The organism is Pseudomonadota bacterium, assembly GCA_013285445.1.
Taxonomy (GTDB): domain Bacteria; phylum Pseudomonadota; class Gammaproteobacteria; order Xanthomonadales; family Wenzhouxiangellaceae; genus Wenzhouxiangella.
The window spans coordinates 646,638-666,120 of sequence record CP053448.1 but is presented as its reverse complement, the minus strand read 5'-3'; the positions used below and the strand labels follow the sequence as shown (position 1 = coordinate 666,120).

Annotated in this window: 19 protein-coding genes; 3 read left to right on the top strand and 16 right to left on the bottom strand. The window is 65.5% G+C overall.

Features of this window, described 5'->3' with window-relative positions; all coding sequences use genetic code 11:
• Positions 1–9: 9 nt before the first annotated feature.
• Genes ruvA through HND55_03100 form a run of 3 tightly spaced genes read right to left on the bottom strand, consistent with a single transcriptional unit; the run spans position 10 to position 1,813 of the window.
• The gene (gene ruvA / locus HND55_03110; GenBank protein QKK01736.1) at positions 10–591 is read right to left on the bottom strand and encodes a Holliday junction branch migration protein RuvA; all 582 of its coding nucleotides are present in this window, start codon (positions 589–591) and stop codon (positions 10–12) included.
• Positions 588–1,076, bottom strand: coding sequence for a crossover junction endodeoxyribonuclease RuvC (ruvC, locus tag HND55_03105; protein QKK01735.1), 489 nt, complete (start codon positions 1,074–1,076; stop codon positions 588–590). Before ruvC ends, ruvA begins: the two co-directional genes overlap by 4 nt.
• Positions 1,076–1,813 (bottom strand): YebC/PmpR family DNA-binding transcriptional regulator, encoded by a 738-nt coding sequence (locus HND55_03100; protein ID QKK01734.1) that lies wholly within the window; start codon positions 1,811–1,813, stop codon positions 1,076–1,078. Before HND55_03100 ends, ruvC begins: the two co-directional genes overlap by 1 nt.
• Before the next feature lie 183 nt (positions 1,814–1,996).
• On the opposite strand from HND55_03100, the gene HND55_03095 reads away from it, so the two are divergent.
• A complete protein-coding gene (locus HND55_03095) occupies positions 1,997–3,034 on the top strand; it encodes a hypothetical protein (protein ID QKK01733.1) in 1,038 nt (345 codons plus the stop codon).
• Here HND55_03095 and HND55_03090 read toward each other — a convergent pair.
• The 3 genes from HND55_03090 to HND55_03080 all read right to left on the bottom strand — a co-directional run bounded on the left by HND55_03090 (position 3,010) and on the right by HND55_03080 (position 5,886).
• Entirely contained in the window at positions 3,010–3,651 is a 642-nt protein-coding gene (locus HND55_03090) for an alpha/beta fold hydrolase (protein QKK01732.1), read from the bottom strand. The two genes, HND55_03095 and HND55_03090, sit on opposite strands and share 25 nt — an antisense overlap.
• 129 nt (positions 3,652–3,780) lie before the next feature.
• The gene (gene aspS / locus HND55_03085; protein QKK01731.1) at positions 3,781–5,547 is read right to left on the bottom strand and encodes an aspartate--tRNA ligase; all 1,767 of its coding nucleotides are present in this window, start codon (positions 5,545–5,547) and stop codon (positions 3,781–3,783) included.
• Between the two features lie 3 nt (positions 5,548–5,550).
• The gene (locus HND55_03080; protein ID QKK01730.1) at positions 5,551–5,886 is read right to left on the bottom strand and encodes a zinc ribbon domain-containing protein; all 336 of its coding nucleotides are present in this window, start codon (positions 5,884–5,886) and stop codon (positions 5,551–5,553) included.
• 126 nt (positions 5,887–6,012) lie between these two features.
• On the opposite strand from HND55_03080, the gene HND55_03075 reads away from it, so the two are divergent.
• Positions 6,013–6,690 (top strand): hypothetical protein, encoded by a 678-nt coding sequence (locus tag HND55_03075; protein ID QKK01729.1) that lies wholly within the window; start codon positions 6,013–6,015, stop codon positions 6,688–6,690.
• A 21-nt stretch (positions 6,691–6,711) separates the two neighbouring features.
• Here HND55_03075 and HND55_03070 read toward each other — a convergent pair whose 3' ends face one another.
• Positions 6,712–7,713: an NAD-dependent epimerase/dehydratase family protein gene (locus HND55_03070; protein ID QKK01728.1), complete on the bottom strand. Its 1,002-nt coding sequence runs from the start codon at positions 7,711–7,713 to the stop codon at positions 6,712–6,714.
• Positions 7,714–8,083: 370 nt separating this feature from the next.
• Here HND55_03070 and ettA point away from each other — a divergent pair, with 370 nt between their 5' ends.
• Positions 8,084–9,751: an energy-dependent translational throttle protein EttA gene (ettA, locus tag HND55_03065; GenBank protein ID QKK01727.1), complete on the top strand. Its 1,668-nt coding sequence runs from the start codon at positions 8,084–8,086 to the stop codon at positions 9,749–9,751.
• A gap of 44 nt (positions 9,752–9,795) precedes the next feature.
• On the opposite strand, the gene HND55_03060 is transcribed toward ettA, so the two are convergent.
• The 9 genes from HND55_03060 to HND55_03020 form a co-directional block, all read right to left on the bottom strand.
• The gene (locus tag HND55_03060; GenBank protein ID QKK01726.1) at positions 9,796–10,629 is read right to left on the bottom strand and encodes a hypothetical protein; all 834 of its coding nucleotides are present in this window, start codon (positions 10,627–10,629) and stop codon (positions 9,796–9,798) included.
• Positions 10,626–11,495, bottom strand: a complete 870-nt coding sequence (locus tag HND55_03055) for a glycosyltransferase family 2 protein (protein QKK01725.1) — start codon at positions 11,493–11,495, stop codon at positions 10,626–10,628. The genes HND55_03060 and HND55_03055 overlap by 4 nt, the downstream gene beginning before the upstream one ends.
• On the bottom strand, positions 11,492–12,364 hold the full coding sequence (locus HND55_03050) for a class I SAM-dependent methyltransferase (protein ID QKK01724.1): 873 nt from the start codon (positions 12,362–12,364) through the stop codon (positions 11,492–11,494). The genes HND55_03055 and HND55_03050 overlap by 4 nt, the downstream gene beginning before the upstream one ends.
• A 115-nt stretch (positions 12,365–12,479) precedes the next feature.
• Positions 12,480–13,289 (bottom strand): glycosyltransferase, encoded by an 810-nt coding sequence (locus HND55_03045; protein ID QKK01723.1) that lies wholly within the window; start codon positions 13,287–13,289, stop codon positions 12,480–12,482.
• Positions 13,286–14,467: an ABC transporter ATP-binding protein gene (locus HND55_03040; protein QKK01722.1), complete on the bottom strand. Its 1,182-nt coding sequence runs from the start codon at positions 14,465–14,467 to the stop codon at positions 13,286–13,288. The genes HND55_03045 and HND55_03040 overlap by 4 nt, the downstream gene beginning before the upstream one ends.
• A complete protein-coding gene (locus tag HND55_03035; protein QKK01721.1) occupies positions 14,464–15,225 on the bottom strand; it encodes an ABC transporter permease in 762 nt (253 codons plus the stop codon). The genes HND55_03040 and HND55_03035 overlap by 4 nt, the downstream gene beginning before the upstream one ends.
• Before the next feature lie 54 nt (positions 15,226–15,279).
• Positions 15,280–16,278 carry a hypothetical protein gene (locus tag HND55_03030; GenBank protein ID QKK01720.1) on the bottom strand — a complete coding sequence of 333 codons (999 nt, stop codon included), beginning with the start codon at positions 16,276–16,278 and terminating at the stop codon, positions 15,280–15,282.
• A gap of 54 nt (positions 16,279–16,332) precedes the next feature.
• Positions 16,333–17,682: a hypothetical protein gene (locus tag HND55_03025; GenBank protein QKK01719.1), complete on the bottom strand. Its 1,350-nt coding sequence runs from the start codon at positions 17,680–17,682 to the stop codon at positions 16,333–16,335.
• Between the two features lie 189 nt (positions 17,683–17,871).
• Positions 17,872–19,365, bottom strand: a complete 1,494-nt coding sequence (locus tag HND55_03020; protein QKK01718.1) for a hypothetical protein — start codon at positions 19,363–19,365, stop codon at positions 17,872–17,874.
• Positions 19,366–19,483: the final 118 nt, after the last annotated feature.

The following is a 19,483-nucleotide window of genomic DNA, read 5'->3' as shown; positions in this document are numbered from 1 at the left end:
TGGGGTACATCATCCTTGCATCTTCTTCTTCAAAGCCGCGCGGATCAGGGCCTCTGCAGGCAGCTCGGGGTCAGCCACCGCCCGCACCATCTTCAGCGCCTCGGAGGAAGAATAGCCCAGCGCGGTCAGCGCCGCACGCGCCTCGGCTGCGGTATCACCGCCACCGACGGCGGCAGTCGTCCCGTCGCGTTCGGGCAGGCGGCCGCGCATCTCCAGGATCAGCCGCTCGGCGGTCTTCTTGCCGATGCCGGGCAATCGCGTCAGTGCCTGACTGTCGCCGGCCTCGACCATCAGCGCGAAATCGTCGCCGCTGACGCCCGACAGGATGGCCAGCGCCAGCCGCGGCCCAATGCCCGAGACCTTGAGCAGCTCGCGAAACAGCTGCCGATCCGCATCGGTGAGAAACCCGTAGAGCGTGTGTGCATCCTCGCGCACCACCAGATGGGTCAGCAGCGTGACCGGCTGGCCGGCGGCCGGCAGCCGGTCAAACACGTTGAGCGGTGTTTCGACCTCGTAGCCGACACCGCCGACATCGACCACCAGCGCCGGCGGCCGGCGCTCCAGCAGGGTCCCGGACAGACGCACGATCATCGCAGCACGACGCCCGGCGGCAGCCGGCTGGCGGTCTGGGCCGTGTGGTGATGACACAAGGCCACGGCCAGCGCATCGTGCGCGTCCTCGCCCAGATCGCCGTCGATCTTCAACAGCACGCGCGTCATGTGCTGGATCTGCTGCTTGGCCGCCCCGCCGCGTCCGACGACGGCCTGCTTGATCGCCCGCGGCGCGTACTCATGAACCGCCAGCCCCGCACTGACCGCCGCGCAGATGGCCGCGCCGCGCGCCTGGCCCAGCTTGATCGCGGCCTGCGCGTTGCGGCTCATGAAGACCGTTTCGATCGCGGCCACATCCGGGTGATGCTGATCGATCAGCCGTCTGACGCCGACAAAGATCGCCGCCAGGCGTTCGGGCATCGGACCGCTGCCCAGCTGTAGCGCCTCGGCATGAATCAACCGCTCGCTGTCGATGATGCCGACACCAGTGATGCGCGAACCCGGATCGAGGCCGATGATGCGCATCAGTCGTAGGCAGCCGCCGGAATATCGGCATTCGACCAGACGTTCTGGGTGTCGTCGAGGTCCTCGAGCACATCGAGAAAGCGGAGCACCTGGCGGCCGCTTTCGACATCCAGCTCGACCAGGGTGCTGGCGCGCTCGGTCACTTCGGCCTCCTCGAATTCGAGCCCGGCTTGACGCAGGCCGTCGCGTACCGTTTCGAAATCCTCCGGCGCGGTCAGCACCTCGATCGATCCGTCGTCATCGCTGACGATATCCTCGGCGCCGGCCTCGAGGGCGGCGTCCATGACGGCATCTTCGCCGGTGCCCGGCGCAAAGGTGATGACGCCCTTGCGTTCGAACAGGTAGCCAACCGAGCCGTCCTGGCCCAGGTTGCCGCCATGCTTGTTGAAGGCGTGGCGCACGGCAGCGACAGTCCGGTTGCGATTGTCGCTGAGGCAGTCGACCATCACCGCCACGCCGCCGGGCGCATAGCCCTCATAGCGGATCTCCTCGTAGGCGGCGCCTCCCAGCTCCCCGGTGGCCTTCTTGATGGCCCGTTCGATGTTGTCCTTGGGCACGTTGGCGCTGTTGGCCTTGTCGATGGCCAGGCGCAGACGTGGATTGGCTTCCGGATCGCCGCCACCCTCCCGTGCCGCCACCGAGATTTCGCGGATCAGGCGAGTGAAGATCTTGCCGCGCTTGGCGTCCTGCGCCTTCTTGCGGTGCTGGATATTGGCCCACTTGCTGTGACCGGCCATGCGTCACGTGCCTCCTGTGTCGGTTCAAATGATGCATTTTAACCCGGCTCTTGCCGACATTTCCGGCGCCGCGGGGTTTCACTGCCCGGACCCGCACGGCTAGGGAGCCGGATAATCCTGTTCAGCCATCGGTCAGGCTGAGGCGCTAGAATGCGGTACAGACTCACCCGAAGGCGTCAACTCATGCGCTATCTCCTGACTGCCCTGATGCTTCTGCTTGCCGGTCGCGCGGCGGCTACCGGCGAAATCAACGTACTGACCGATCTGAAGTCCCCCTTTCCGCCGGGTTGCGTAGCCGTCGCGCTGCCGCCGGAACCGGCCTCGAGCGACAACACCCTGTGGGATGTGAACGTTGATGTGCCCTCGGTCGGCAGCCCGACGCGCGATGCGCGCATGCGGGTGACGATCTGGCGCGTGGGCTGCCCCGACCCGGGTTTTTCGGTTGTCATGGTCCGACTGCAGCGCGTGTCCGGCAGCGGGCCGGTCATCATTCCGCGGGTGTTTGCCGAGGCCGGCGAGGTCGATTTGCCGATGCACAAGGCTCAGCTCATTCGACACCCGGCCGTCGGCGACGTCGGGGCCTCGGGGGACGTGCTCAACCAGGCGCCGATCACCTACATGCTGGCGGTCGACCCGTTCGCCCTGCAGGGTGACGGGGTATTCACGCCGGCCGACTACAACGACACCTTCACGCTGGAGTTCTTCTGGGGTCACTATGCCAGCGGCGTGATCCCCGAAGCCGAGCTGTTCACGATCGATGGGTACGTGCCCGCGCTCGATCCACCCCAGTTCGAGTTCCCGGCCCTGCACGGCCGCATGTCGGGGCAGTACACGATCGACGGCATACCGTTCACCGGGCTGGTGCTCCAGGTCGGTGAGGCCGCCAACGATACCAATTCGGTCACAGCCATCTTCTTTACCTACTTCGAAGGTTTCCCGTTCTGGGTCATCGGCACCGCCGGCAATCTCCCTCCGGGTCTGGATCAGGTCGAACTCGAGATGCTCGAACTTTACGGTGGCGAGTTCTTCTCGGCCGGACCGGGCAGCTTCGACGAGAACGACGTGGCGATCGCCTCGGTCGGCACCCTGATCGTCGAAGTGCTGGACTGCAAGCGCTTGCTGCTGGGCTATGACTTTACCGAAGGCGGCCTGGGCAGCGGCGTACTGGAAGTCGAGCGCCTGATCCGCATGGCCGGTTACGACTGCAACCCCTGGGAGTGATCGTGGCCGAACCGGCCCGACTGCAGAAACACTGACACGGCATCGGCGACCGATCGCGCCGCCACCAGGCCGGTATGCGTCACAGGCAGGGTTATCAGATCGGCGCCAGGCAGACGGCACTCATCGACTGCCACGGTGCCGTCGTCGGGTCCGGACAGACCGCCGAACAGGCGACCGACCCCTACCGACCGTTCGCCGGCGATCACGCCGGTTTCGCGCCCCGGCGGCGCGCGATCAAAACCGACCGCCAGGGCGGCCCGGGCCTGACCGACCAGTGGCCGAAGCAGTCGCTTGCCGGCCACGCGGCGGGCCACGGCCGAGCCCCAGACCGGACTGCCAAGCAGCACCACACGGCCCGGGGGAATGTCGCCGTATTCGTCGAGCATGCGCAGGATAACCAGCCCCCCGAGACTGTGGCCGACCAGATCACAGCGATCGACATCGAGTGACCGGATGAAGTCGCGCAGCGCCCGGGCGTTGGCCGGCAGCGACTGACGAAGCGTCGGATAGCCGAAGCAGTGCACCTCATGCCCCGCCTTGCGCAAGCGCCGGCCCAGCAGTGCCAGGCTCACCGGGCCATACCACAGGCCGTGGACCAGAACCACGCATCGCTTCACCGGCCACGGCCCCCTTTGCCGATATCCGGGATCTGGCCGGCCAAGCCCCCTGCAACGCACCGGACCCGGGCCGCAAAGACAATCACAATGCGGCTCCGCTGCTTGTCTACCTTGCGATTCAAGGCGCCTTCAGTCCCGGGTCGTCAGATCCAGCTTGAGCTCGGCCAGCTGGCCGGGCTCGACCGCGGCCGGGGCACCGGTCAGCAGGCAGGAAGCGTTGGTCGTCTTGGGAAAGGCGATGACCTCGCGGATGGAGTCCTCGCCGGCCATGAGCGCGGCAATCCGGTCGATACCGAAGGCAATACCGCCGTGCGGCGGGCAGCCGTACTGGAGCGCCTCGAGCAGGAAACCGAAGCGGGCCTGTGCCTGGTCTGCATTGATGCCGAGCACGTCGAAGGCCGCCTGCTGCAGCTTCGGATTGTGGATACGAATCGAGCCACCGCCGATCTCGGCGCCGTTGAGCACCATGTCGTAGGCGCGCGACAGCGCGCCGGCCGGGTCGGCCTTGAGCGCATCCGCATCGTCGACTGCCGGCGCGGTAAACGGATGATGCAGCGCGTAGTAGCGACCCTCCCCCCGGTCGTACTCGAACATCGGGAAGTCGACCACCCACAGCGGTTTCCAGCCATCCCTGACCTGTCCGAGATCCTTTGCCACCCTGACGCGCAGCGCGCCGAGAAAGGCATTGACCGTCATCTTCTCCCCGGCGCCAAAAAACAGAATATCGCCGTCCTGCGCGCCGGTCTTGCCCAGGATGCCGGATACGGCCTGCTGGTCGAGAAACTTGGCGATGGGCGATTGAACACCATCAATGCCGGCCCCGGCATCAGTGACCTTCATCCAGGCCAGCCCCCTGGCCCCGTAGCGACCGACGAAATCGGCATAGTCATCGATCTGCCGGCGCGTCAGCTTTGCACCGTCAGGTACGCGCAGCACAGCCACCTTCGAGGCCGGATCACCGGCCGGGCCGGAGAAGACCTTGAACTCGACGTGACGGACCTGCTCACAGATCGTGACCAGTTCCATGTCAATGCGCAGATCCGGCTTGTCCGAGCCATAGCGGTCCATGGCCTCGGCGTAGGACAGGCGCGGAAAGGGGTCGGGCAGTTCGACATCGAGCACGTGTTCGAACACCGAGCGTATCAGATGCTCGGCCACGGCCTGAACGTCGCGCTCTTCAACGAACGACATTTCCATGTCGAGCTGGGTGAATTCCGGCTGCCGATCGGCGCGCAAGTCCTCGTCCCGAAAGCAGCGCGCGATCTGATAGTAGCGATCCAGACCGGCCACCATCAGCAGCTGCTTGAAAATCTGCGGCGACTGCGGCAAGGCAAAGAAGCGGCCCGGCTGCACGCGGCTGGGGACCAGGTAGTCGCGCGCGCCCTCGGGTGTGGCGCGCGTCAGAATCGGGGTTTCGGCGTCGATAAAACCCTGCCGGTCGAGCTGCGAACGAATGGCGGCGGTCAGTCGGGCACGCAGCCGAAGGTTTCTCTGCAAGCGTTCTCGGCGCAAGTCCAGGTAGCGGTACTTCAGGCGCACCTCTTCGCCATCCTCATCGCTCATCAGCAGCGGCAGCGGTGCACTGACACTGAGAATCTCGAGGCCATCGGCAAGCAGTTCGACCTGGCCGGTTGCCATCCCGGCATTGCGCTGACGCTCCGGTCGCAAGCGCACCTGGCCCGTCACACGAACACAGAATTCGTTGCGCAGCTTCTCGGCCTCGGCAAAAGCCGGCTTGTTGTCGGGCTCGACCACGACCTGAAGCACGCCGGCATGATCGCGCAGGCCGATAAAGATCAGCCCGCCGAGGTCACGGGCGCGATTGACCCAGCCGCAGACCGTGACCGTCTGGCCGTCCAGGGCCTCATTGACGTCTCCACACAGGTGTGAACGCATCGATCAGGCCGCCTGGCCGGTCGAGGCGCTGCTTGCGCCGCCACTTTTTTCGCTGGACGCGGCCGGCTTCTTGTCCGGCTGCTTGTCGCCGCCGGTGTCCGTCCGGGCATCCGGGCGCTTTTCGCCCTTGCCTTCGCCGACCAGGTTACGCTTGTTGTCCTTCTTGAAATCGGTCTCATACCAGCCGCCGCCCTTGAGACGGAAGCCGGCCGCCGAGACCAGTTTGGTTAATGCGGGACGGCCGCAGGCAGGGCAGTCAATCAGCGGATCATCGGTCATCTTCTGCAGCTTCTCCAGTTCGTGCTGGCACGCCTGGCAGCGGTACTCGTAGATCGGCATGTCTCGTCATCCCCATGGATTCAGAACAAATCTGTCCGGCCTGCGTATTGTGGGGGCCGGAACCGGATTTTTCGAGCCCTGTGATGGCGCGCACCCCGGAGGACGGCACCCGGGTAGGATATCGCCATGACTCGAAGCCCATCGAATCTGCCGCCGCTGGCCGCCGCCCTGAAGTCGTTCGACCCGGCGCGCCATCGGCTGATTGCGCGCTCCAGCCAGGGCCAGCTGCTTGAGGTCAACGCGCGGGAAGGCCGCTTCGTCGTCAAGATGCCGGTCGGGCGCCGCCTGGCCGGCATGCTGTGGCGCCACGCTCTGCGACGCGAGCATACCGCCTACCGCCAGCTGCAGGGGCTACCCGGTTTCCCCCGTTGCCACGGCCTGTTCGATGACCGCCACCTGGTCATCGAGCGCATCGCCGGGGTTCCGCTGCGTCAAGCAACGTTGCTGCAGCGGGAGCGATTCTTCGCCAACCTGCAGGCCACAATCACGGCCATGCATCAGCGTGGCATCGCTCATGGCGATCTCAAGAACCGCGACAACATCATGGTCCGGGCCGACGACCAGCATCCATTCATCATCGACCTTGGCACAGCGGTCGTTCGAAAGCCCGGCCTGCATCCATTCAACCACAGGCTATTCGACTATCTTTGCCGGATCGATCGCAACGCCTGGATCAAGCTCAAGTACGGCGGCTACGACCGGGTTCAACCCGCCGACCGGGCCTGGCTGCGCCGCTCGCTGATCGAGCGCATCAATTCCCGCCTGCGGCGAGGCCGCCGGCGTGTTCAGTCGCGTTCCTGTTAACCCGGCAGTCTACCCGGTCACTCATGGTGTGCTTGACAACCGGCCGCCTTGTGCATCGCGCAGCAGGCGCAGTCCCTCGTCGATACTGACCGCCGGGCTGTAGCTGAGGTCACGCCGCGCCGCGCTCAGATCGAACCAGTGCGCGGTGGCCAGGTGCTCGACCACGAACCGCGACAGCGGCGGATCGCCGCGCCGCCGGAGGCCTCGCCAGAGCCACTCAGTCACCGTTGCTGCAATCATCGCAACGGCCCGCGGGGCATGACCGATCCGCGGTGTTTCGCCGGCGGCTTCGAGCAGCGCAGCCAGCATGTCGCGCACCGCGCGCGGTTCGCCATTCGAGATGAAATACGCCCGCCCCGCGGCAGAACCGGCCCCGGCCAGGTTATCCAGCGCCAGCAGGTGCGCCCGGGCCGCATTGTCGATATAGACCGTGTCGATGCGCTTGTCCGGCGCCGGCAGCTTCAGCCGACCGGCACGATTCTTCTCGATCAGCCGCGGCAGCAGCTGGTTGTCGCCCGGCCCCCAGATCAGGTGCGGACGCAGCGCGCAGGCCCTCAGGCGGTCATCGCTGGCACCAAGCACCAGCATTTCGGCTTCGGCCTTGGTTGCCGGATACGGCGCGGCATAATGGTCGGGGTAAGGCAGCGATTCGTCGCCTCCTTCGATGTCGACTCCAGCATGCACCACGCTGGGTGAGGAGGTGTGCACCAGCACGCCGATACCGCGACGACGACAGGCATCGATGACGTTGCCGGTCCCCACCACATTGGTCGCCAGGAAATCGGCGGCCCGCAGTCCGGGGCCGGCTTTGGCGGCCACGTGGATGACCGCGTCGGCGCCCTCGGCCGCGACCATGACCGCCTCGCGGTCGGCAATATCGCCGCGATGGCAGGTCACGCCGAGCTCCGCCAGCTCCGGGTAGTCGGAACGGTTGATGGTGGTGACCGTGTCGCCGCGGTCGAGCAGCTGGCGGACGATGGCCCGGCCGAGAAAGCCGCCGCCGCCGGTTACCAGGACCTTCATCGCTTGAATCTCCGATTAAAGACGGTTGACAAGCTTACCCTATTGCCCGCGTCGATCAGCCTCGTCGGTCGGGGATGCGACCCCGACCTACAGCGCGTAGTCGGCCTCGTCGGTCGGGGATGCGACCCCGACCTACAGCGCGTAGTCGGCCTCGTCGGTCGGGGATGCGACCCCGACCTACAGCGCGTAGTCGGCCTCGTCGGTCGGGGATGCGACCCCGACCTACACGGCGTAGTCGGCCTCGTCGGTCGGGGATGCCACCCTGGCCTGCGGCGAACAGGTGGCGCCCTGATCCCTCACCACCGACTGGCAATCCGCTACACTCGCCCCCACATTCTCGCACTCGCAACACACCCAACGGATTGCTTCGATGGCCCAGTATGTCTACACCATGCACCGCGTGTCCAAGGTGGTGCCGCCTAACCGCACCCTGATCAAGGACATCTCGCTGTCGTTCTTTCCCGGCGCCAAGATCGGCGTGCTCGGCCTGAACGGTGCCGGCAAATCCACGGTGCTGCGGATCATGGCCGGCGTCGATACCGAATTCGACGGTGAAGCCCGTCCGCAGCCGGGCATCCGCATCGGCTACCTGCCGCAGGAGCCGGAGCTGCCAGAAGGACAGACCGTGCGCGACGTGGTGATGGACGGCATCGGTGAGGTGCGAGACATGCTGGCACGCTTCGAGGATATCTCCGAGCGGTTCGCTGAGCCGATGAGCGACGAGGAGATGACCGAGCTGCTCAACGAACAGGCCGAACTGCAGGACCGGATCGATGCGGCCGGCGGCTGGGAGATCGAGCGCACCCTGGAAGTCGCCGCCGACGCCCTGCGGCTGCCCGACTGGGAAGTCAGAGTGGACGTGCTCTCCGGCGGTGAGCGCCGCCGCGTGGCCCTGTGCCGCCTGCTGCTGTCGAAACCCGACATGCTGTTGCTCGATGAGCCCACCAACCACCTCGATGCCGAGTCGGTGGCCTGGCTGGAACGCTATCTCGACGAATTCCCGGGCACGGTCATGGCCGTGACCCACGACCGTTACTTTCTCGACAACGTCGCCGGCTGGATCCTCGAAATGGATCGCGGTCACGGCCTGCCCTTCCAGGGCAACTACTCTTCCTGGCTGGAGCAAAAGGAGGCCCGGCTGGCCGTGGAGGAGAAGCAGGAACAGGCCCGCCAGAAGGAAATCCGGCACGAACTGGAGTGGGTGCGGGCCAACCCGAAGGGCCGACAGGCCAAGTCCAGGGCGCGACTGAGGCAGTTCGAGGAACTCAGCTCCAGAGACGTCCAGAAGCGCAACGAGACCCAGCAGATCTACATTCCGCCGGGCCCGCGGCTGGGCGACAAGGTGATCGAGGTCGACGGCCTGTACAAGGGTTACGACGACCGGCTGCTGATCGAGGATCTGAGCTTCAAGGTGCCGCCGGGCGCGATCGTCGGAATCATCGGCGGCAATGGCGCGGGCAAGACAACGCTGTTTCGCATGATCACGGGTCAGGAACAACCCGACAGTGGTCATCTCGACGTCGGCGAAACGGTCAAACTCGGCTACGTCGACCAGCATCGCGACAGCCTCGACGGTCAGCGCCAGGTATGGGAGGAGATCTCCGACGGCGCCGAAGAGATCCACGTCGGCCACTACCGGATCCCGGCACGCGCCTATGCCAGCCGCTTCAACTTCAAGGGCGCCGAACAGCAAAAGCGCATCGCCCAGCTCTCCGGCGGCGAGCGCAACCGCGTCCATCTGGCCAAGGTACTCAGATCCGGCGCCAACGTCCTGCTGCTCGACGAACCCACCAACGACCTCGACGTCGAGACGCTGCGCGCTCTGGAAGAAGGGCTGCTGGCCTTTCCCGGCTGCGTCATGGTGATCTCGCATGACCGCTGGTTCCTCGACCGCATCGCCACCCATGTGCTCGCCTTTGAAGGCGACAGCCAGGTCGAATGGTTCGAGGGCAACTTCAGCGACTACGAGAAGGATCTCAAACGCCGGCGCGGCGACCAGGCCGGGCCACACCGGCTGAAATACAAGCGCCTGAAATAGCGGCTCGGGTCATCTGCCGCGGCGCCGAGCCCGCCCGGGGCCTTTCAGGGGCGAAACGGACGCGGATTCCAGCCCAGGCGCTCGCGCGCGGGCTGGTCGTCGACCACCAGGTCCATGCGCTGCCGTTCGATCATGACCGGCGTGACGTCACGCAGTCGACCCGCCAGCCGGGCGATGCGCAGCCCTATCTTCAGCAGCCAGCAAGGCAAGACAACGACCCGCACGCTGCGACCGCGGGCCGCCGCAATGCGCCGAACCATATCCGGATACGCCAGCGTCTCGCCGCCGGCAAGCCACCAGGTGCCGGCGCTGGCGCCGCCGACCGCCAGGCAGGCATGGGCCAGCCGGGCAAGATCATCGGCGTGAACCGGCGCGCGCAGTCCATGGCCGGCAACCGGCACCCACGGCAGCCGTTTGGCCAGCTCGGCAACGCGGTCAACATTGCCGTCACCGCCACCGTAGATCAGGGTCGGCTTGATGAGGGTCAGCACGATGTTGCGCTGCCCGGACACTGCTGCGAGCCGCTCTTCGGCCGCTTGAATCGCGGCCATCCGGGCGCGCTCGCCGGCGTCCGGTGAATGCCGCTTGAAACGCGTGCTGGCGGTGCTGATCGCGACGATGCGCCCGACAAAGGGTGTCCGGTCCATCTGGTCAAGCACGAACTGAAGTGGTCCGAAGCTGACCAGGGTGGATGCGCGGACGTCCACCGGCCCGCTGCTCAGGTCGTGCTGCAGCCAGGTCACGTGCGGCAGCGAACGAGTCGGTTGGTTCCGAGAGACCGCCAGCACGCGCACGCCCTGGTTTGCCGTGCGCTCGATGAACGCCCGGCCAGCCGGACCGCTCGCCCCGAACAGCAGGACAACGGGTGCTTCGCTCACCGGCGCCGGACCAACGTGACCGGCACCATGCAGGCGGCATGAACGACGATCATCAGCCACCACAGCGCGCGGTTCCAGAAGACCCATTCCCCGGCGCAGTGCTTGCGCAGATAGCGCCACAGCCCGCGATGTTTGTTCAGCATCACCAGCACCGGGCGCTGGCGCGAGGACACGCCGCCGGCGTGGGAGATGAACACCGACGGAACCAGCCGAATGCGCCAGCCGTGCTGAGCGAGCCTGGCCATCAGATCGAGATCCTCGAAGTGCAGATAAAAGTCCGGGTCGAAGCCCCCCAGGTCACGCAACACCTGAGTGCGCATCAGCATGCAGGCGCCGGAGACCGCCTCCACTTCAATCGGTCCGTCCGGCGCCGGATCGGCGGTCAGATCAATACCGTTGTGGCCGGCCAGCGGGTTGATTTCGGCCAGCACGTGCCGACGGGTGGGCAAACGCCGCCGGCTGCCGCGCTGCTCGCTGCCGCGCATGTCGAATACCCGGCCGGAAACCATCGCGGCTTCGGGGCAGGCCTCGAGTTCCTCGATCAGGCGCTCAATGGCCGCCGGCAGAATCAGGCAATCGGGGTTGATGATCAGCAGGTATTCGGTGCGGATCGTGCGCAGCGCCTGATTGACGCCGCGTCCGAATCCGAGATTGCCGTGCGCCCGCCGCACCCGGATGCCCGGCAGCGCCGGCAGCTCCTCGACGCTGCCGTCATCCGAGGCGTTGTCGATGACCAGCACCGGCGGCCGGCCTGCACCATGGTCGCGCAGGCTGCGCACGCAACGACCGAGCCACCGACCGGAGTTGAAGTTGACGATGACCGCGGTGACGCGGTCGAGCGGATGAAGCGGACCGGTATTGTTCATGGTCCCAGCAGGCGCCGCCACCAGGGGCGCTTGAGGCGCGCACGCAAACGCTCGATTTCCGCCTCGCGCTCGGCGAGGAGGTGGCCGGCCCGAATGTGACGCGCCACTTCCTCATTGTAGTGTTGATACACCGACTCGCTGCGGTCGCCATACATCGACTGCGCGGGCGCTGCGGGCAAATAGCGCTCCTCGGCGCTGGCCACAGCCAGAAAATAGACCGGTGGCCAGCCTGGCCGCGCCGCCTCGGCGACCACACCGTTGTCGTCGACCAGCCATTGACTCGGGCCGTGTCCGTCCAGTGCCCACAGCGCCGAGACGAACATCAGCTTCTGGCCCCACAGCCGGTAGGCGGAAAAGTGACGCGCCAGCAGTGCCTCGAGTTCATCCCGATAGAGCTCACGCACGTGAAACGGATTGTCGTAGCCGCGCTCATCGCTGTAGATGCTGCGGTCAGGCGAGGACAGCAGCACGAAGCCGTCTGGACGCAGCACGCGGCGAAACTCGCTGAGCAAGTCGTCCTGCGCCTCGAGATGTTCGAGCGTCTCGAACGATACGACCACCTCGAAGGCATCGTCGTCGTAGGGCAGCCGCGTGCAGTCTCCGCAATCGAAGCCAAGGCGCTCGCTGCCGTATCGGCTGCGCGCATGTTCGACCGTGGCCTGGTCGATGTCGATGCCGGTCACCGACCGGGCAGTGCGGGCCAGAAGCTGACTGCCGTAGCCCTCACCACAGGCGGCATCGAGCACGCGCCGGCCCCTGACCAGTCCGGCAGCCCAGGCATAGCGGTGCCAGTGCTCGTAGGCGATTTCACGAACGCATTCCGGCGTGAACCGCTCACCGGTGAATTCGAGTGCGGGTTGATCGGACATCTCGCGGCCGTCAATTGTGTGCGCGATCAGTTTAACCGCTCGGCTGGCCGGTCGCGATCGCCTGGAGACGAGATCCGCCATTTGAACGCAGGCGCGGAAGGGTGTAACCCGTCACTCAGTCGGCTGCGGCACGATAGGCCTCGATGATTCTGTGCCGGCGTTCGGCCATGGGATCGGCGTCGATGAAGGCGCGAACGCGCTCCATGTAGTCGGGGTAGCGCGCCAGCAGGGTCTCCATTGCCTGGCCGCCTGGCCGAATCCCCAGCGGACCAAAGCTCGCACTGCCCTGATGCGCGACATAGGCATCGTCACACAAGACGTGTCGCCAGCCGTCGGCTGTCGCCCGCAGGCACCAGTCGTTTTCCTCGCCGTAGCCGCGTCCGAACGCGGCCTCGTCGAATACGCCAATTCGATCCAGGCAGTCACGCCGGAGGAACATGCAGAAGCCGACCGCGGTGGGCACCTCCGGATAGTCTGGCGGGCCGGCCTGACGACAGGCACATGCCCAGCGTTCGGGATTCTCGGGCCATGGGTTGGGCCGGCAGAATTCGGGGATCGAGGCGATTTCGCCGTTGTTGGTCAGTGGCGTAACCGAGGCAATGCCCTTGTCGCTGGCCGCACAGCGCTCGATGGCCGTTAGCCAGCCTGAAGTGACGCAGGTGTCGGCGTTGAGCAGCACCACGTTGGCCGTGGCGGTCACCGCCAGGCCGAGATTCGCGCTGGCCACGAACCCCAGGTTTCGCGCATTACGCACCCGGTACCAGTGCTCCGGCACAGCGGCCAGCACCGACTCGATCGCCGGATCGTCTGAGGCATCGTCAATCAATACCACCGGCTGATCCGCTGGCACGGTCGCTACAAGCGCGTCCAGGCAGCGCCGGGTGGCCTCCGGTGCGTTGAAGATCGGGACGACGATGGCGGTCACGGCGAACGCCAGTTGTGCTCGATGCGCACCAGGCCAAGTTCGCGTGAGCGCCCGCGTACGGTAAAGGGGCGCTCGACCGTGTCATGCAGCCTGAGCCCTTCCGGATCGAGGGCGTGGGCGCGCACCGCGTACCCGCCCGGCAGCAGGGGCAGACGGGGGAAGTCGAGCACGATGGCGAAACGATCGTCGGCCAGCGGCTCGGGCACCACGCCGTCATGGTCGGTCGCCACGCCATAGACCGGCGTACCGTCTACCCGCACCAGCCCGATCAGGGCCGCCGGTGGCCGGCCCTCGGGTGAAACCAGCTCAAGGTGAATGCGCAGACCGTCACCATGCTCCAGCACGACTTCAGTGTCGGAGGCGCCGTTGATCAGCAGTCGGTCAACCCGATACGGGGCCCGCACCGTGGCCCGGGTCTGCCGGGTCTGCTGGCGCGCGTCCTTGCGCTCGTGCCAGGCCAGGTAGGACTGGGTGACATCGAACACATCCCCCATGGCCCGGGCCCGACCGCCGTCCAGCCAGATCGCGTGTCGGCACAGCTTCTGGACCTGGTACATGTTGTGCGAAACCATCAGCAGCGTGCCGCCGGCGTCGAGATAGCCCTCGATCCAGCGGATGCATTTCTTCTGGAACGACTCGTCGCCAACGGCAAGCACTTCGTCGGTGATCAGGAGATCCGGTCGTACCGATGCGACGACAGCAAACCCGAGGCGCACGACCATGCCGGACGAGTAGTGCTTGACCGGCTCGTCGATCGAGGCACCGATATCGGCAAAGGCGAGGATGTCGTCGAGCCGCTCGTCGATCTGGCGTCGCGACAGCCCGAGCAGCGCGGCGTTCATGCGCAGATTATCCAGCCCGGTATATTCCGGGTCGAAGCCGGCGCCGAGCTCCAGCAGCGCCGCCGAGGTCCCGTTTCTTTCAACCCTGCCGGCGGTCGGCGCCAGCACGCCCGAGATCAGCTTGAGCAGCGTGGACTTGCCGGCACCATTGCTGCCGATCACGGCGAGCGACTCGCCCGGACGGACCTCGAAGCCGATGTCGGTCAGCACGTCAATACCCCCCTCGGCCCGATTGCGCCACAGAATCTGCCAGAACGCCTTCAGGCGCTCACGCGGCTGTGCGGTGGGCGGATAGCGCTTGCTCAGCCCCTGAACCCGAAGCAGCGGCGCGCTCACAGGAAGTCCTCGAAATGGGGGCAGAGACGGCGAAAGAGCGCCAGCCCGCCCCAGCCCGACAACGCTGCAAAACCGACCAGCCAGAGGGCATCCATGCCCGGCAGGCGCTGACCGTGAAGCAGCGCCGAACGGATGCCTTCCATCCACCAGGTTACCGGGTTGAGCTGCAGCCACTGGCCCATATCGCCAGGCAGAAAATCAGGCGCGTATAGAATGGGGGTGAGAAAGAACCAGAACATGAACAGCGTCGGCACCGCCTGCTCGAGATCACGCACGAACACCTGCAGCGCGGCCAGGGCCAGCGCCAGACCAGCGGCGAAAACATAGAGCGTGGCCAGGTGAAACAGCAGGTTGCCCAGCGCCAGCCAGCTGATCGCGGTGGCCGTGAGCTGGAGCACCAGCAGCACACCCAGATAACCGGCCAGGTGAAGCAGGAAGACCGCGCTGACCGACGAGACGACCAGCAGCTCGCGGCGTAGTGCAACCTTGGAGATCAGCGCGGCGTGTTCGCGTATGGCCTGGGCGCCGCGCAGCACACCCTCGGAGAACATCAGCCAGGGCCAAAGCGCGACGGCCAGCCAGGCAATGAACGGCATGTCCAGACCGGCCGGCACCCGCGCGCGGAAGATCAGGCCAAAGACAAAGGCGTAGACGGCCAGCAGGAGCAGCGGGTTGAGCACCACCCAGACCCAGCCGCTGTAGCTCCCGATCAGGCGCGAGGCGATATCGCGCGCGATCAGTTGCGGCAGTACGCGCACCGGAATCCCGCGCTCTCGTGATGCTTCAGCGTTCGCTTGCGGTCAGCAGCGGTATCAGGGGCCGGTCTCTTCCAGCGGCACCGCCGACTGAAGCGCGCCATCCGCGCCAGGAGCGACGCCGTAGCGGGCCAGCAGCGCATCCAGGCCGCCTTCCACGAACTCCCAGGAACCGGACTGATTGAGCCGCTTGAGATACTCATCACGCAGTTCCGCGCGATGTTCCTCGCGCACGGTTTCAATGGCGCGATCCCGGACCGCCTCGAAGGATTCCGGCACGGATTCTTTGATCGCATCGAGCCGGGCGACGTGCCAGCCGAACCGCGTCAGGAACGGTTCGGTAATCTGCCCGGGTTCGACATCCAGCAGGTGATCGGCAAACCGCTCGTCCAGCTCATTGACAGCGACATCGGAATACACACCCGCATTGTCCTCGACCGACGGGTCCCCGGAGTGCTCGACAGCCAGCTCGGAAAACGCCGCCGGCTGCTCGGAAACCTGCTCGTAGATTTCGATGATGCGTCGCATCGCGGCCAGTTCCCGGCCCGGTTCATCGACAATGAGAATATGCGCGAAGTCGAGACGATCAGGTCCCGCGAAACGCTTCGGATCGAGCAGGTAGAGCTCGCGCGCGCGCGCCTCGTAGCTCTCGGCATCGTTGGTGTCAACGTAGTGATCGAGGTAGATACTGGTCAGGGCTTCGACCAGGGCGTGGTAGAGCTTGGCCTGCGTATCGGGTCGGGCATGAAAGCCGGCGGCGACAGCCTCGGAGACCACCTGGCGTTTGAGCATCAGATTCTCCATCAGCCGCGAGATTCGCTCGCGGTCGAACAGCACGCCGGCCCGGTGCTGTTCGGGAATCTGGCTCATGTAGGCATCGACCTCGGCATGGGTCAGGACACTCTCACCCTTGCGGGCCAGCACCGCTGATTCAAACTGCAGATCGAAGGTCCGCTCGACGGACCCGGCCTGATCATCGGCCCTGGCAGACCCTGCAATGCCGGCCGTCGCGACAAGCAGGCATCCGGCCGTGATGGTCACCAAAGACTGTCTCATTCCTGATCTTCCTTGATCGTTGATCCTGCGATTGACGGTTCGCCTCACGGGCTGCTAGTCCCAGCCGATAAAATTGCCGGGGTTCATCGCGTTACCGCAGACCGAATTGTTCATCTCGCAATTCCACTGCAGCTCGCTGACCGGCGTGTTCTCGGGCTGCGTATTGTAGAAGAAGTTGAGATAGTAGGTGACGCCGGGGTTCAGCGCACAGCGCGATTCGTCGGTCCGGAAACTGGCACCGCCGAAGGTAAAGGACTCGGTAAAGAACAATGCGTCTCTCTTGATACAGCCCGGCCCCAGATCCGGATCGCTCTCGATGGCCTGCCAGTCGAAATCGCCCGGGCAGGTCGAGATGGACCACAGCTTGAAGCCGGTCGACTCCTGCGCATAGCCCTGCGGGATATTCACGTTAATCTGGCCCTTGGCGCCCGACGGGATCGAGTCCCGGCTGAACTGCAGAGCGGCGTATGTATTGCTGTTGAGCAGAATCTCCTGGGTGTTCGAGGTACCGGGGAAGGTGGCGTTGAACACCGAGCTGTAGATGCGCCCGTCCTTTGTGTTATCGGTGGTGATGATCGCAGCCCGGGTCATGCCGGGCGGCGGTGGCCGGTTCTCGCAGCCGGGTGCGCCGGGATCGGCCACGTTGACGGTGCGCGTGGTCCAGGGCGAATCGCCAGCGGAGTTCGAGCAGCGCAGCCGCACGACGTACTGGCCGGGTAACAGGCTGCCGGAGGTCGTGACCGTCAGCGAACCCGAAGTCGGCTTCGACCCGCTCCAGCCCGGAAGCGTGCTGCCCGAGGCCGAGCAGCTGGTGGCGCTGCTAGAGCTCCAGACGACGTCGACGTCGTCACCGGGATCGATCGTCGTCGAGCTTGAACCGTTGACGGTCAGGCTGGGCGCATTGGGTGGCGAGCCCACGTCCGGGGCAATCACCTCCACCAGCGTGCTTTCGTTGAGCGGATCCTCGCCCTGGCGGGCGCATTCGACGCCAGCGCTGTACTGACCCGGGGTGGCCGAGGTCGGAACGCTGACCGTTTCCGGCCCCTGCAGGCCGATGACCCTGCCTGACCAGCCGCCCGGCAGGTTGCCGGTGGGGGTACAGGTCTCGGCGTTGGCCGAGGCCCACAGGATTTCCACCGAGGAGCCGGCTTCGACCGGCTGCGGACTGGACAGCACCGGACTGAGCGACAGACCGCCACCGATACAGTCCTGCAGATCGGCCACCTGCACCTTGACGTTGCCGGTCGCCGACTCGATCGCCACCGCGGAGGTCGCGTCCAGATCACAGGGATGCTGCTCGTTGATGACCAGCTGCTTGTTGGCGAGCACCGGCAGCATGACTACGAGCGCGCACAGGGCGCTAGCGGAGCGGATCAGGAGGTGATGGTTGTGTTTCACGGCCATGGACGTCTCGGTTGTAGGTGATCGATACTATACGGCTAATGCGGGTAAACGCGGGCGAAAACAAGCGTTAATAATTCATCAACAGCGATACCGGCAACTGAAAAGGGGCTACCCGGTGGGTAGCCCCTCTGTGAGCTTGGGAGCAGGAAGCGGCGGAGCCGCATCCTGTCCCGGCAGGACGTCAGACAATCAGTCGCTGACGATCCGGCGGCTGCCGCGATGCTCGAAGGCGCTGGCGTAGTTCGACAGCACCGAAGTACCGGCATCATCAAGCAGGGTACCGTTGGTGTAGCGCTGCACCCAGAAACCGACCGTCGGCAGACCGGCATAGCGGACGCCCGTCGTGTTGGCCGGAACCGACAGACGGGAGCCACCAGTCGGAATGGTGGTCAGATCGAACTTGACCCAGCCGCTGTCAAAGCCAGCCGGCAGCTCGAAATTGGTGTAGCTCAGGTGCGTGAAGCCACCGTCCCGACGGATTTCCTTGAGGATTTCCGTCTGGTCGGGCACGATGGAATCGCGGCTGAAGCGAATCACGTTGGCTTCGCGGCACAGGAAGAAGCCCACCTGCGGCGGCGGCGGCGAGATGATGATCTCACCTTCCGGCTCACGCTCCTCGCGATCCCAGACGCGCAGCTCCATGTCTTCACAGGCCGGCTGGCTCCAGGTCCGCGTAAACGGCGGAATCGGGGCGCCCGGCGGAACGAAGGCACCGCCCGGGGCATCGTCGGTGTGGAAGCGCTTGGTCGGGAAGGTCACCACCCACTCCGAGCGCGCGGCCAGATCCGGATCGACGATGTATTCATTGAACAGCTCGTCGAAGGTCAGCGTGGCGTTCAGGGCGAAGACGCCGGCCGGCCAGGTCTGGGTATCGACCATGGCGACACCGGTCAGGAACACGTTGCTGGTGGTATCGCCCGAGTTCAGGTCGGGAACCAGGCTGCCGGGATCGGTATGGCTACCGATGGAGCCGAACTCCCAGAAGCTGTCGATGGCCGTGGCGTTGTAGCTGAACATCGTGCCCTCGGCGACATTGAGGATCGAGGCACCGCCAAACAGACCGCCTTCAACCGGCTCCAGCTCGAAATTCGGGTTGGCACGCCACGGACCGCCAGAGGCCCAGTAGCTGTTGACCAGGGCGCAGCTGGCCGGGACACCACCGACGTGGGTCGCACCCGCCGCGGCATTGCCCACCAGGGTACCCATCTCGATCATTTCCAAATAGCCCGAAGCGGTACGCTCGATGCCCTGCGGGCCGCCGTCGCTGCGCGCGCCGGTGTACTGGAAGTTCAGGAACGGCTGCACGCCGATATTGCCCGGCACGCCGCCCTGGAAGTAGGGCACGGTGCAGGAGGTATCGGGAATCAGCAGCTGTCCGCCGCCGGCATCGGTTTCGGTGATGGCAGCAACCCACACGTCGTAGGGCGACAGGTAGAGGTTGAAGTCAAGCACTTCGCGCGAGTTCAGGGCCTCGATGAAACGGACTTTGACCGCCTTGGCCTTGGCCGTGGTGTTGACCACTGAAAACAGCGTGTCATTGCCACCGCGTGCGGTGTAGTACGGGTAAATCAGGACCTGCCCGAGACCGTCGGGGTTGAGGTTGACGGCGTGCGAGACGCTCGCCATGCCCGCCAGACCCGTCAGACCCGCCAGCACTGCGGTCGTCAAGGTATTTCTTTTCATTACAACACTCCTCATTTGTTGGACACAGGGCTCTGTGTAAGCACATGTTGAGCAGGACCGGAAAGCCCGGCCTGACCCAGCGCGTTCGATTCTAGGGCATCCAGGGGCGAAAGTAAAG